The following is a 14606-nucleotide window of genomic DNA, read 5'->3' on the forward strand; positions in this document are numbered from 1 at the left end:
CGCCGCTGGCCCCTCGACCGGTGTGCCCTGTCGAAGGAGTCGAATGACCTGACCAGGCGGTTCCGCGCGGACGCCCCGACGGGCGGCGCGCTGTGGGCGGGCCGGCCGGGGACACCCGGCGGGCCCGGCCGGCCGACCTGGTGATCCTCGGAGCCGTCCGACGGTCGTCGCGAGCGCGGGCGAGGGCCCCGCGCGTGCGGAGTGACGGCCCGTACGAGCGCGGCACGAAGGCCGTACGGGCGGAACCGAGGCCCCGCGAGAGCGGCGGCACAACGGGCCCGGCGTCCCGCCACACCCGGCGAGGCGTCGGGCCTTCGCCGATTGTCGGAGGTAGCACCGACAATGGGGAGCGTGAGTACGCACCGCTTGCCCCACGCCGATCCCCAGCGCACCGAGCGCCTCCGCGCCGCGCTGCTCGCCGCCGAGTTCACCGCCGACGGTCTCCTGGACCTGCTCGGCGCCCCGGCCTACGCCGCGCTGGGGCGCAGCGAGAGCGTGCCGGCGCTGCGCGCGACCCGCGGTGACAGCGGACTGGAGACCCTGGTCCGCCTCTTCCTGTTGCAGCGCCCGGTCCCCTACGAGCGGGCCGCGGCCGTGCTACCGATCGAGGACTGTCTGGCTGACGGCTGGCTGGTGGGCGCCGACACGGCCTCCGTGGGCTCCGGCGAGACGGGGGGCGGCGGCGCGGTGCGGGCGAGTGTGGACGTACGCCCGTACGGCGGGCCGGACGGAGAGGACTGGTGGATCGTCTCCGATCTCGGCTGCGCGGTCGGCGGCGCCGGTGGCATCGCCGTACGCCCGGGGGCGCACTCCGCCTCCGGCACGCCGGGGGGAGCCTCGGAGGAGGAGGGCGCGGAGTCAGGCGTCGAGGGCGCCGCGCCGCGCTCGGAGCTGGTGCTCGGTGTGGGCGGCGCCTCCACGACGCTGGCCGGCATCACGGTGCGCGAGCCGGTCGACCGGGTACTCGACCTGGGCACCGGGTCCGGAATCCAGGCGCTGCACGCCGCGCGGCACGCCAGCGCCGTCACCGTGACCGACCGCAATCCGCGGGCCCTGCGGATCGCGCGGCTGACGCTGGCGCTGTCGGGGGCGGCCGTGCCGGAGGTCGGCGAGGGCTCGCTGTTCGAGCCGGTGCGGGGCCGGACGTTCGACCTCATCGTGTCCAACCCACCGTTCGTGATCTCCCCCGGGGCCCGGTTCACCTACCGGGACGGCGGCATGGGAGGCGACGACCTGTGCCGGACGCTGGTGGCGGGCGCGGCCGAGCACCTGGCGGACGGCGGCTACTGCCAGTTGCTCGCGAACTGGCAGCACGTGGAGGGGGAGGACTGGCGGGACCGGGTCGCGGGCTGGGTGCCGCCGGGCTGTGACGCGTGGATCGTGCAGCGCGAGGTGCAGGACGTGGCGCAGTACGCGGAGCTGTGGTTGCGCGACGGCGGTGACCACCAGGGCGACCCGGTGGCGTACGCGGAGCGGTACGACGCCTGGCTGGAGGAGTTCGCGGCGCGGCGTACCACGGCGGTCGGGTTCGGCTGGATCACCGTGCGCAAGTCCGGTGCCGACAGGCCGTCGGTGACGGTGGAGGAGTGGCCGCACCCGGTGGAGCAGCCGCTGGGCGCCAGTGTGCGCGCGCACTTCGCCCGCCAGGACTTCCTGCGGGCCACGGACGACGCGGCCCTGCTGGCGGCCCGCTTCCGGCTCGCGCCCGAGGTAATCCAGGAGCAGGTCGGGCTGCCGGGCGCGGAGGACCCGGAGCACGTGGTGCTGCGGCAGAACCGGGGCATGCGGCGCGCGACGAAGGTGGACACGGTCGGCGCGGGGTTCGCCGGGGTGTGTGACGGCTCGTTGAGCGCGGGCCGGATTCTGGACGCGATCGCCCAGTTGCTGGGGGAGGACCCGGTGCTGCTCCGTGACCGTACGCCGGAGTCGATTCGTCTGCTGGTGGAACAGGGCTTCCTGGAGCCGGTCACGGAGGGGGAGGCGGGCGCGTGAGGGGACGCTGACGCGGGGCGGGGGGCGGGGACGGCCCGGGAGGAGGCGAGGCATGAGGGGGCGGTGTGGGGCGTGGGAGCGCGTGCGGCGGCGCGCGGGGTGGCGCGTACGGGGAGCGGGGACGCTGGCCGGCGGGTGTGGGGCCGTTGTGAAGGGTGGGGTCCGCGCCGTGAGACGGCCGGGCCCGGCCCAGGCTCGGCCGAAAATGAGCGACGGGCGACCGGAGCGCACCGCGGGACGCCGATGTGAGGACGTTCACGTGGCGTTCGCGCGAAAGCCGCCGGTACGTGCCACCCTCCTCGTATGGAGAGTGGACCCGCGGCCTTCGCTGGCACGGCATTCGCGCTGTTCGGCGTCGCACTGCTGCTCTGGACGGCGGTGCGGCTGCGACAGCGTCAGCCCGTCCTGGACGGTTCGCACCCGACGGTCGCGGCGGTCCTCTCCACCGTTTTCGGCGCCGCCGCGCTGGTCGGCGGAATCTGGTGCCTCGGCTCCGTCTGACCACCTGGCCGACCCGGCGGAGTGCCGGCCCGTGCGGCACGCGGCACGGTTGTCGGGTTACCGTGACAGCGCCCAGGCGGTGTGCGGCAGGAGGAGTGGTTAGGCGACCATCGGCTTACCCTTCGAGTGGCGTTGCGGGCTTTTTCCGTTTGACACCCAGGCGGAAGGTACCGTCACACTCCGCAGCGTCACCGTATTGCCACCGCGAGCACCGTACGCGTGGTGGCTTCAGCCACTGAGCGTCGACCGGAGAGAAGAGCGAAGTTGTCCCCGACCAGCGAGACCGCGAACGGCGGCCGGCGACTCGTGATCGTCGAGTCGCCTGCCAAAGCGAAGACGATCAAGGGCTACCTCGGCCCTGGATACGTGGTCGAGGCCAGCGTCGGGCACATCCGAGACCTGCCGAACGGCGCTGCCGAGGTCCCCGCGAAGTACAAGGGCGAGCCCTGGGCGCGCCTCGGGGTGAACGTCGATGCCGAGTTCCAGCCCATCTATGTCGTGAACCACGACAAGAAGGACCAGGTCAAGAAGCTCAAGGAGCTGCTGGCCGAGTCGGACGAACTCTTCCTGGCCACCGATGAGGACCGCGAGGGCGAGGCCATCGCGTGGCATCTGCAGGAGGTCCTCAAGCCCAAGGTCCCGGTGCGCCGGATGGTCTTCCACGAGATCACCAAGGACGCCATCCGGGCCGCCGTGGCCAATCCGCGCGAGCTGAACCAACGTCTGGTCGACGCCCAGGAAACCCGCCGCATCCTCGACCGTCTCTACGGGTACGAGGTCTCGCCGGTGCTGTGGAAGAAGGTCATGCCGCGGCTGTCGGCGGGCCGGGTGCAGTCGGTGGCGACCCGGCTGGTCGTGGAGCGCGAGCGGGAGCGCATCGCGTTCCGCTCGGCCGAGTACTGGGACCTGACCGGCACCTTCGCCACCGGCCGTGGCGGCGACGCCAGTGACCCGGGCACCTTGGTCGCGCGGCTGGCCTCGGTGGACGGCCGCCGGGTCGCGCAGGGTCGCGACTTCACCTCGGTCGGGCAGCTCAAGGACGCTTCCGCCGTCCTGCACCTGGACGAGGCGCAGGCCCGCGCGCTGGCGGCGGCGCTCGCCGAGACGAACTTCGCGGTCCGCTCGGTCGAGTCGAAGCCCTACCGCCGCGCGCCGTACGCCCCGTTCCGTACGACCACGCTCCAGCAGGAGGCCAGCCGCAAGCTGGGCTTCGGCGCCAAGGCGACCATGCAGGTGGCCCAGAAGCTGTACGAGAACGGCTTCATCACCTATATGCGTACGGACTCCACCACGCTCTCCGACACCGCGATCTCCGCCGCGCGGGCCCAGGTCACGCAGCTCTACGGGGCGAACTACCTGCCGGACAAGCCGCGCAGCTACGCCGCCAAGGTCAAGAACGCGCAGGAGGCGCACGAGGCGATCCGCCCCTCGGGCGACCGCTTCCGCACCCCCGCGGAGACCGGCCTGACCGGCGACCAGTTCCGGCTCTACGAGCTGATCTGGAAGCGGACCGTCGCCTCCCAGATGAAGGACGCGGTCGGCAACTCGGTGACCGTGCGCATCGGCGGCCAGGCCGGCGACGGCCGGGACGTGGAGTTCACGGCCTCGGGTAAGACGATCACCTTCCACGGCTTCATGAAGGCGTACGTGGAGGGGGCCGACGACCCGAACGCCGAGCTGGATGACCGCGAGCGCAGGCTGCCGCAGGTCGCCGAGGGCGACCGGCTGACCGCCGAGGAGATCACGGTCGACGGGCACGCCACCAAGCCGCCGGCCCGGTACACCGAGGCGTCGCTGGTCAAGGAGCTGGAAGAGCGCGAGATCGGCCGTCCGTCGACGTACGCGTCGATCATCGGCACCATCCTGGACCGGGGCTACGTGTTCAAGAAGGGCACCGCGCTGGTGCCGTCCTTCCTGAGCTTCGCCGTGGTCGGCCTCCTGGAGAAGCACTTCGGCCGGCTGGTCGACTACGACTTCACGGCCAAGATGGAGGACGACCTCGACCGGATCGCGGCCGGTCAGGCGCAGGCCGTGCCGTGGCTGCGGCGCTTCTACTTCGGGGCCGACCAGGACGCCCCGACGGCCGGCGAGATCGCCGCCGCCCCCGGCACGGGCGCGTCCGGTGACCATCTCGGCGGACTGAAGGAGCTGGTCACCGACCTGGGCGCGATCGACGCCCGCGAGGTGTCCTCCTTCCCGGTCGGCAACGACATCGTGTTGCGTGTCGGCCGGTACGGCCCGTACGTCGAGAAGCCCTCGCCGACCGAGGGCGAGCCGGGGCAGCGCGCGGACGTCCCCGACGACCTGCCGCCGGACGAGCTGACCGTGGAGTACGCGGAGGAGCTGCTTGCCAAGCCGAGCGGCGACTTCGAGCTCGGCACCGACCCGGAGACCGGCCGACAGATCGTGGCCAAGGACGGTCGGTACGGACCGTATGTGACCGAGGTGCTGCCCGAGGGCACCCCGAAGACCGGCAAGAACGCGGTCAAGCCGCGCACGGCGTCGCTGTTCAAGTCGATGACCCTGGACACGGTGACGCTGGCGGACGCGCTCAAGCTGATGTCGCTGCCGCGTGTGGTGGGCGTCGATCCGCAGGGTGGCGAGGAGATCACCGCGCAGAACGGCCGGTACGGGCCGTATCTGAAGAAGGGCACCGACTCGCGGTCGATCGAGACCGAGGACCAGCTCTTCACCATCACGCTCGACCAGGCGCTGGCCATCTACGCCCAGCCCAAGCAGCGCGGTCGCGCCGCGGCGAAGCCGCCGCTCAAGGAACTGGGCACGGACCCGGTGAGCGAGCGTCCGGTGGTGGTCAAGGACGGCCGGTTCGGCCCGTACGTCACCGACGGCGAGACCAACGCGACGCTGCGCCGGGAGGACGACGTCGAGACGATCACCCCCGAGCGGGGCTACGAGCTGCTCGCGGAGAAGCGCGCCAAGGGCCCGGTGAAGAAGACGGCCAAGAAGGCGCCGGCGAAGAAGTCCACCGCGAAGAAGGCACCGGCCAAGAAGACCGCCGCCAAGAAGACGACGACGGCCAAGAAGACCGTCGCGAAGAAGACGGCGGCCAAGAAGACGACGACGTCGGCGACGAAGGCCACGGCGCCGGCGAAGAAGACCGCGTCCGCCGCGAAGTCGACGGGCGACGCGTCGGAGTAGTCACCGCGCGAGGGGCGGACTCGCCCTCGGTGATCGGCGGCCAGCGGGCCGCGCCGCTCAGCCGGCGCGGCCCGTTTCCGCCTTCTGTTACGCCGCTGACCTGCGGGGTCGCGGCGCCATCGGGCGCGTGTGCCGGAGCTGGGGCGTACTGGGAGCGCGCCGGGGCCGGAGTGTGGGGCGTTCGTGGTCCACGAGGCGTGAGGTGTGCCGCCGGTGGGGTGGCGGTGGTGCGCGCGGCGGGCGCGGTGCGCCGGGCGTGGGGCGTGCGGGGCCGACGACGGGGGGGGGTGAGCCGGGCGGGGCTGGCGGCGTGAGCGTGCGCGACCGGGGCACGCCGGTGGGGCCCGGGGCGGAGGTGGCCGGATCGCGTCGGCCGCAGCCGAGTCCCGATGGGCGTTCGCGGCGGGCCAGGCAGCGCACGGCGTGACCGCGCGCCCCCGGCATGGCCTCGCGGGCCGCCGGTTCGCCCTGCCGTGACCGGCTCGTCCCGGCGCGTGCGACGGCGCGCCCGTCCATATGTTCGGGCTCGACCACGGCAATTCGTGTGACCCCGATAGGCTGGCGGGATGACGCGAACCGAGCAGCCAACGGCCGTCACCTCCCCAGCCGGCGCTCTCGCCGCGGATTCCCGCGAGCGCGCCGTACGAGCGTTGTTCCACTATCCGCCGCTGCGACGGCTGTGGAGCGCGCAGTTCGTCAGCGGCATAGGTGACGCACTGGCCGTACTGGCCCTGCTGGCGCTGTCCTTCCAGGCGGCGGTGGTGGCGGGCTCGTTCGGCGGTGGATACCGGGGCGTGGCGCTGACGGTCGCCGCGGTGTTCGGCGCGCGGCTGCTGGCGATGCTGCTGTTCGGGGCGATCCTGCTGGGCCCGCTGGCCTCGCTGATCGGCCCGTCCGGGCCGCTGGACCGGCGTTGGACCATGATCGGCGCCGACGGGGTGCGGCTCGTCCTGCTGGTGATCGCGCCGCTGTGGATCGACTGGATGCCGTCCGACGCCGTCGCGTCGCTGCTGGTCACGGCCTTCGTGGTGGGGGTGGCCGAGCGGTTGTGGACGGTGGCCAAGGACGGCGCGGCCCCGGCGCTGCTACCGACGCCCCCGCCGGAGGGCGCGGCGGTGCGTCCCCTGCCCGACCACCTCGACGCGCTGCGCCGGCTCTCGCTCCGTACCACCGCGGTCACGCTGCCGATCGCCGCCGCCGGCATGCTCGTCGTCACCCTGGTCAGCAACGTGCTCGGCTCCGGCATCGACTGGTTCCACCAGCACCAGCCGGCGCTGGCCTCGTACGTGGCGGCCGGGCTCTTCGCGGCCTCGGTGTCCGTCCTCTTCTTCCTGGAACTCCCCAGCGCGGACGCCACCCGCGCGCGCTCCCCGCTGGAGGGATTGCGCCGGCCCAAGGTTCCGGTGCGCGGAGCCGGTGGCGCGCGGGTCACCGCGCCCGACAAGGGGCGTACGGGCGCGATCCCGGTTCTGGTGCCGGCGTGCGCCGCGGTGGCCGCCGCCATGGCCGCGGCCTTCGGCGTCGCCCCGCTCCAGGCGGCCGACCTCGGCGGTGGGCCGGTCGGCTTCTCGCTGCTCGCGCTGATGATCGCCGGCGGTCCGGTGATCGGCGTGCGCTGCGCGCCGCGCGTGCTGCCCACGCTCTCCCGACGCCGCCTGCTCGCACTCGCGATCACGGCCACCGGGCTCACCCTGCTGGCCGCCGGACTGGTTCCCGATCCGGCCACGGTGCTGCTGCTGGCGCTGCTCGCGGGCGTCGCGGCCGGCGTCGCCGCCAACGTCGGTCACACGCTGCTCGACCAGGAGACGGAGGAGTCGCGGCGCGCGCGGACCACCGAGCACCTGCACGCGGTGGTCCGGGTCGCGCTCGGCCTCGGGGTCCTCGCGGCCCCGCTGCTGGCCGCGGCGATCGGCCCGCACCGGCTGAGCAACGGCGCCTTCGTCTTCGCGCACGGCGGCGCGGCGTTCACGCTGATGCTGGTCGGCGCGTTGCTGCTGCCGGTGGCCGCGCTGGTGCTCGGCAGGATCGACGACCGTCAGGGCGTAGCCCTGCGCCGCGATCTGCGCGAGGCGGTGCGCGGCGGCGAGCCCACGGAGGCGCCGGCCGCCAACGGCTTCTTCATCGCCTTCGAGGGCGGCGACGGCGCCGGCAAGTCCACGCAGGTCACGGCCATCGCGGAGTGGATTCGCAGCAAGGGTCACGAGGTCGTGGTCACGCGCGAGCCGGGCGCCACGGCGATCGGCAAGCGGCTGCGCGCGATCCTGCTCGACGTGGCCAGCGCGGGGCTCTCGCACCGCGCCGAGGCGCTGCTGTACGCGGCGGACCGGGCCGAGCACGTGGACTCCGTCGTACGACCCGCGCTGGAGCGCGGCGCCGTCGTCATCTCGGACCGCTACATCGACTCCTCGGTGGCCTACCAGGGCGCCGGCCGCGACCTGTCGCCGACCGAGATCGCCCGCATCTCGCGCTGGGCGACCGACGGTCTCGTGCCGCATCTGACGGTGCTGCTCGACGTCTCCCCCGAGGCCGCCCGCGAGCGGTTCACCGAGGCCCCAGACCGGCTGGAGTCCGAGCCGGCCGAGTTCCACCAGCGCGTACGGGCCGGTTTCCTGGCCCTGTCCGCCGCGGCCCCGGCGCGGTACCTGGTGGTCGACGCGGGCCAGGAGCCCGAGGCCGTCAGCACCGTCGTACGCCACCGCCTCGACCACGTGCTGCCGCTCTCGCAGGCCGAGATCGAGGCCCGCGAGGAGGCACGGAGGAAGGCCGAGGAAGAGGCTCGCCGCAAGGCCGAGGAGGAGGCGGCGCGCAAGGCCGAGGAAGAGCGGCTTGAGCGTGAGCGCCAGGAGCAGCTCGCCCGGCTGCGGGCCGAGGAGGAGGAGCGCAAGCGCCGCGAGGCCGAGGAGGCCAAGCGCCTTGAGGCCGAGCGGCAGGCGGAGGAGGCCCGACAGCGGGCCGAGGAGGAGCGTCGGCTCGCCGAGCAGGAGCGGCAGCGCCGTGAGGCCGAGGAGCGGGCCCGCGCGGCGGAGGAGGAGCGGCAGCGCCGGCAGGCCGAGGAGGAGGCCCGGCTGCGAGCCGAGGCCGAGGAACGGCGGCTGGAGAAGCAGCGCAAGGCCGAGGAGGCGTTGCTCCGCGCCGAGCGGGCCCGGCTGGCCGCCGAGGCGGCCTCCGCGCTTCCGGAGCCGGGCCGTGGCGCCGCCCCCGAGAGCGGCCGGCCGGTGCCACCGAGGAGCGCGGCGCCGGGCGCGCGGGACGAGGCGCCGACGGTGCCGACGCCGCTGGTCAAGCCGACCGACGCGGGCGCGGCCGGCACGGCGCGGGCCAAGGGCGCGGGCACGTCCGAGCCCGACACGGGCCGGGCGACGCCGGCCGCGAGCGCCGACATGACGGAGACGGTCAAGACGCCCCGGGTCGACCCACGAACCCCGCGACCCGGCGAGGGCGCGCGGGCCGGCGAGGGCGCGCGGGCCGAGGGCGGCGCGGGCTTCGACGACGAGACGTGGGTGCTGCCGCGCGTACGTCCCGAGGGGGAGCCGCCGGCGCACGACGCGCGCCCCGTATCGGACGCGCACGGGGACCGTGGGGCGCGCGAGGCCGAGGACGCGCCGGAGACGTGGGACGCCGAGGAGACCACGCAACTGCCGACGCCGTCCGCGCCGGCCACGCCGCCCCCCGGCGCTATGGACGAGACGGCCGTGCTGCCCGCGATCGCTGACCAGCCCCCGGGGCCCCACCCCGAGCGCCCGGCTGACCCCGCGGACCGCGTACCGCCGTGGGTGTTCCGCCCCGAATCCGCCACCAGCACCCGCCCGAGCACCTCCGAGTCCGGTAACGAGCGGACCCGGGAGCTGCCGCAGTACGACCCGTCCCAGGCGGGCACCGGCGCAGGTCAGGATGGTTCGGCAGCCAGCGGCGCGGAGCCGGCCGACGACGCGGCGAGCTCGCCCGGCCGCAGGCGCCCCCGCCCCGAATGGGCCGAGGAGACCCCGCTGGACGACCTGCCGACCCTCGCCGACGAACTGCTGGGCCCGCACGACGGCTCCGACGAAGGCCGCTACGCCTCGTACGACGAGCGACGCGGCGGCTACCCCCACCGCCAGCCCCCGAGCGAGCGGCCCGACCACCAGGACCCCGACCCGTCCGACGGCTCCGGCGACGGCGGCACGGGCGGCGGGCGCAGGGGTTGGGGCCGCAAGGGCTGAGGTGCGGTGGCGTTGGCGCGGGGTGTGAGCGCCGGCGCTGGCACGGGGTGTGAGCGCTGGCGCTGGCACCCGTGCTCGCGCTCGTACTGGCGGCGGGCGGGCGGGCGGGCGGGCGGGCGTTGGCGCCGGTGCTGGTGGGTGGCCTGTGCCGGCGGGCTGGGCGGTGGGGTCAGGGGGCCTGAACAGTTCACGGGCGCGCCACGTGGGGCCGCTCCGGGGGCGAGGGCTGCCCATGGCGCGCGTTCGCGGTGTCAGGTCGGCGCGCGGGTGCTGTGCCCGTCCGCTTCGCGGGCCCGCCGTACGGTGCTCTGTCTGCTCTGTCTGCTCTGTCTGTACGTCCGCGGGTCCGGCTTCCCGATCGTGGGCTTGCCGTGTGATCGCCGTGCCTCGCGGTGCGCGGGGTCCGTGGTGGTCCCGTTCGCGGTTCGCCCCATCGCGCGGGTTCGGGTCCGCCGCTGAGGTCCGCCCCCGCTTCGCGCGGCCTCCGCGCGTGAGCCGAACCCCGAGCCGAGTTCCCGGGGCCCGCCCCCGAGGCCCCCTCCCTCGGGGACGGGCCCGTCGCGCCGCGTCGCCCCGCGCCCCGGGGGTCGTCCCCGCTGCCGCCAGGCAATCGATGTCGCAGGTCAGTGCGGGGCTGGCCGGCATTGTCAGTGCCGTACTCCACAATGGTGGGCAGGCGGGTGAACCGGATGCCGTGACGGCCGGGGCGCCTGTCGTGGGGCGTACGTCGAGGCGGGCCGAGGGCGCGGTGCGCGGCGACGGATCGGCCCGCGTGGGGCGGGAGGCCGGGTAGGCGACGGCCGACCGCGACCGGCGCCGGACCCGCGTCGCACGAGGGCGAGGCGGGTCGGCGGCGGGCAGGTGAGCGGGGGCGGCAGCGCGCGAGGGCGCGCGGCACGGACTGGACGACGGGGTACGGCAGGACAGGGAGAGGCGTCATGGCGGTGTGGGACGACCTGGTGGGGCAGGGCCGGGTCGCTGAGCAACTCGCCGCGGCGGCCCGTGACGCGGACACGCTGATCACGGACGCGGCGCTGGCGGGCGCGGGCGGCGGCGCGGGCCCCACCGCCGGCGGTGATGTCGACGATGGTGGCGCCGCCACGGGCAGCGGGGGCGCCGGTGCGGACGCGGAGCGGCCAGGCGGTGCCGCGCGGCGCCCGTCGGGCGCGAAGATGACCCACGCGTGGCTGTTCACGGGCCCCCCGGGCTCCGGCCGCTCGACGGCGGCCCGCGCCTTCGCCGCGGCCCTGCAGTGCGTGAGCCCGGACCGCGCGCTGGGCGGGGCGCCTGGCTGTGGTTTCTGCGACGGCTGCCACACCGCCCTGATCGGTACGCACGCGGACGTCGAGGTGGTGCGCACCGACCTGCTCAGCATCGGCGTCAAGGAGACCCGTGACCTGGTCCGCCGGGCCCAGCTCTCCCCGGCCGTCGGACGCTGGCAGGTGATCGTCCTGGAGGACGCCGACCGGCTGACGGAGGGTGCGGGCAACGTCCTCCTCAAGGCCATCGAGGAGCCCGCGCCGCGCACGGTGTGGCTGCTGTGCGCCCCCTCCCTGGAGGACGTGCTGCCGACGATCCGCTCCCGCTGCCGCCACCTCACCCTGCGCACCCCACCGGTGGAGGCCGTCGCCGACGTGCTCGTACGACGTGACGGCATCGACCCGGAGCGGGCGGCGGTCGCCGCGCGCGCCACCCAGGGACACATCGGCCGGGCCCGCCGGCTGGCCACCGACGAGCGGGCGCGGGCGCGGCGCGCCGCGGTGCTCTCGCTGCCGCTGCGGGTGGACGACATCGGCGGCTGCCTCAAGGCCGCGCAGGAGCTGGTGGACGCCGCGACCGAGGAGGCCAAGCAGCTCGCGGAGGAGGTCGACACGAAGGAGACGGAGGAGCTGCGCGCGGCGCTCGGGGCCGCCGCGGGCACCGGTGGGCGGCTGCCGCGCGGTACGGCCGGGGCGATGAAGGACCTGCAGGACCGGCAGAAGCGACGCTCGACGCGTACCCAGCGCGACAGCCTCGACCTCGCCCTCACCGATCTCACCGCGTTCTACCGCGACGTGCTCGCCCTGCAGTTCGGCTCGCGGGTGGCCATAGCCAACGCCGAGCAGCACGAGGCGCTGGAGCGCATCGCGGCGAACTCCCAGCCCGAGCGAACGCTGCGCCGGATAGAGGCGATCCGGGCCTGCCGCGACGCGCTCGACCGGAACGTCGCCCCGCTGCTGGCGGTCGAGGCGATGACCATGTCCCTGCGGGCCGGCTGAACACCTGGGTCACGGCGGGCGGCCCGGACCGGGGGCACGGCGGGCGGTCGCCTTCGGATCGGTGGGGCGAGGTCGGCTCGGACCGTCGCGCACACGGCCGTACGGGCCGGTACGGAGGCGGAGGATGCGGCTCCAGGAGTGAATGGTTCGACGCGACCTTCACCCGTACGAGTGCGATGGATGGCAACGGTCCGCACCCCTGTCGATACTCTCCGAATCCTGGCGCGCGGAGGGGCGCGCGGGTACGTCGCGTACGACTGAGGGGTCGACGATGGATGCGTCTCGTTTGTTCCGTACCTCCGGGACCCTGATCGCGGCAGCGGCCTTGCTGATCTCCGGCTGCTCGGCGAACGGCGTCCCGTCGCCGAGCGCGGCACCTTCCACCGCCCCGCCGGTGCCGCCCTCGCGCGCGGCCGACGCCGGCGGTCAGGGGCCGGCGAGCGGGCCAGGCGAGCGCGGTGCGGCCGACGGCGGGGGCGAGGCGGGCGGCCAAAGGCGCGACGGCGGGCCCGAGGCCGAGTCGGGCACCCGCCGCTCGGCCGCCGCCCTGCGCCCGCTGCCGGAGGCGACCCCGACCCGGCTCACGGACTACTACGGGCAACGACTGCGCTGGCAAGCCTGCGAGCCCGACGGGTTCGAGTGCGCCACCCTGCGCGTACCGCTGGACTACGCCCGCCCGGGCGCGGGCCGCGACGTGCGGCTCAGCGTCTCCCGCAAGCGGGCCACGGACCAGGCCGACCGACTGGGCTCGCTGCTGGTCAACCCCGGCGGGCCGGGCGGCTCGGCGACCGACTACCTCCAGGCGTACGCGGGGATCGGCTACCCGGCCCCGGTCCGAGCGCGGTACGACATGGTGGCGGTCGACCCGCGCGGGGTGGGGCGCAGCGAGCCCGTGCGGTGCCTGGCCGACCAGGACATGGACGCCCACGTGCGGATCGACCAGACCCCGGACGACGCGGACGAGCGGCGCCGGCTGGTCCGTTCGTACGAGAACCTGGCGCGTGGCTGCCAGCAGCGCTCCGGGGCGCTGCTCGGGCACCTGTCGACGGTCGAGGCCGCCCGCGACATGGATGTCCTGCGGGCGGTGCTCGGCGACCGGAAGCTGAACTACGTGGGCGCCTCGTACGGGGCGTTCCTGGGCGCCACGTACGCGGGGCTGTTCCCGAGCCGCGCGGGCCGGCTCGTACTCGACGGCCCGATGGACCCGGCGCTCAGCTCCGAGCGGATGAACCTGGAGCAGGCCGGCGGCTTCGAGACGGCGTTCACGGCCTTCGTGACCGACTGTGTACGGCGCGCGGAGTGCCCGCTGGGCACGCGCGACCAGGCCACGGCCGTCGACCTCCTCGCCGACCTGCTCCACCGCGTCGACGCCCAGCCGCTGCGTACCGAGCAGCGCCGCGAGCTGACCGAGTCGCTGGCCATGACGGCGCTGTTGTCGGGGATGTACGACGAGGGGGCGTGGCCGGCGCTGCGTGCGGGGCTCGCGGCGGCGATCCGGGGGGACGGCACGGAGCTGCTCCAGTTGTCGGACGCGTTCTACGAGCGGTCGGCCGACGGCACGTACAGCAACCTCATGGCCGCCAACCAGGCCGTCAACTGTCTCGACCTGCCGCCGGCCTTCCGCCGCCCCACCGACGTCACCCGAGCCCTCCCCGCCTTCCGAGGGGCGTCCCCGCTCTTCGGCGACACACTGGCGTGGGCGGCCCTGAGCTGCGCGTCCTGGCCCGTCGAGGCCACGGGCCGCCCGCACCGCATCGAGGCCACCGGCGCCGCCCCCATCCTGGTCGTCGGCACGACCCGGGACCCCGCCACCCCCTACCGCTGGGCCCGCTCCCTGGCCGACCAGCTCTCCTCGGGCCACCTGCTGACCTACGACGGCGACGGCCACACGGCCTACGGCCGAGGCAGCGACTGCGCCGACACCGCGATCAACGCCTACCTCCTGGCAGGCCGCCTCCCCGCCCCCACCACCCGCTGCACCTGACCACTCCCTCGCCCCGCCTGACCTGCGCGGAGACCCCGAACACCACCTCGTACAGAGCACCCGCCGAAACTGTGTAGACTTGGCCCCGCTGTCGCCGCCGTTCAGGCCCGCACAGCATGCCGCCTTAGCTCAGTTGGCCAGAGCAACGCACTCGTAATGCGTAGGTCTCGGGTTCGAATCCCGAAGGCGGCTCCAGTAAATCCCAGGTCGGACCTTCGAACTGGGGTTTCTTGCTTCCGGTAACCTTGGAACCGACGCCGTTGCGCCTCTTAGGTCTGTGATCGTAGCGCGTAGGTCGGTGGTTCGTTTCTGTGACGCAATCGACGCACCTCGGTTCTGAACTGATCTTTTGCCTACTCGCGCGGTACGGGTCGGGCTGGTGTAGAGGGTCCCGGGGCAGTCGGGCGTGAAACGCCGTTAGTACTGCAACGGTGCTTGCCGTGACTGATGGCCGGGTCAGGGGCTGTGTCCGCGTCGTTTGTAGTGGCTGGTGCGGGCCTGGTGTTGTCGTCT

6 protein-coding genes and 1 tRNA gene are annotated in these 14606 nt (G+C 74.4%); all 7 read left to right on the forward strand.

Annotated elements, in window-relative coordinates; all coding sequences use genetic code 11:
* Window positions 1-342: 342 nt before the first annotated feature.
* The 7 genes from ACFVFR_RS25520 to ACFVFR_RS25550 all read left to right on the forward strand — a co-directional run bounded on the left by ACFVFR_RS25520 (window position 343) and on the right by ACFVFR_RS25550 (window position 14288).
* Window positions 343-1992, forward strand: coding sequence for a methyltransferase (locus tag ACFVFR_RS25520; protein ID WP_383705682.1), 1650 nt, complete (start codon window positions 343-345; stop codon window positions 1990-1992).
* 303 nt (window positions 1993-2295) lie between these two features.
* Window positions 2296-2493, forward strand: coding sequence for a hypothetical protein (locus ACFVFR_RS25525; RefSeq protein ID WP_383705685.1), 198 nt, complete (start codon window positions 2296-2298; stop codon window positions 2491-2493).
* A 264-nt stretch (window positions 2494-2757) separates the two neighbouring features.
* The gene (topA, locus tag ACFVFR_RS25530; RefSeq protein ID WP_383705688.1) at window positions 2758-5652 is read left to right on the forward strand and encodes a type I DNA topoisomerase; all 2895 of its coding nucleotides are present in this window, start codon (window positions 2758-2760) and stop codon (window positions 5650-5652) included.
* Between the two features lie 566 nt (window positions 5653-6218).
* Window positions 6219-9851, forward strand: coding sequence for a dTMP kinase (tmk, locus tag ACFVFR_RS25535; protein ID WP_383705691.1), 3633 nt, complete (start codon window positions 6219-6221; stop codon window positions 9849-9851).
* Between the two features lie 938 nt (window positions 9852-10789).
* Window positions 10790-12109, forward strand: coding sequence for a DNA polymerase III subunit delta' (locus ACFVFR_RS25540; RefSeq protein ID WP_383705693.1), 1320 nt, complete (start codon window positions 10790-10792; stop codon window positions 12107-12109).
* Between the two features lie 271 nt (window positions 12110-12380).
* Window positions 12381-14093: an alpha/beta hydrolase gene (locus ACFVFR_RS25545; protein ID WP_383705696.1), complete on the forward strand. Its 1713-nt coding sequence runs from the start codon at window positions 12381-12383 to the stop codon at window positions 14091-14093.
* 118 nt (window positions 14094-14211) lie between these two features.
* Window positions 14212-14288: transfer RNA gene (locus ACFVFR_RS25550), tRNA-Thr, on the forward strand.
* Window positions 14289-14606: the final 318 nt, after the last annotated feature.

Origin of the sequence: Streptomyces sp. NPDC057702, from assembly GCF_042799315.1 — a bacterium.
In the GTDB taxonomy this organism is placed as follows: Bacteria; Actinomycetota; Actinomycetes; order Streptomycetales; family Streptomycetaceae; genus Streptomyces.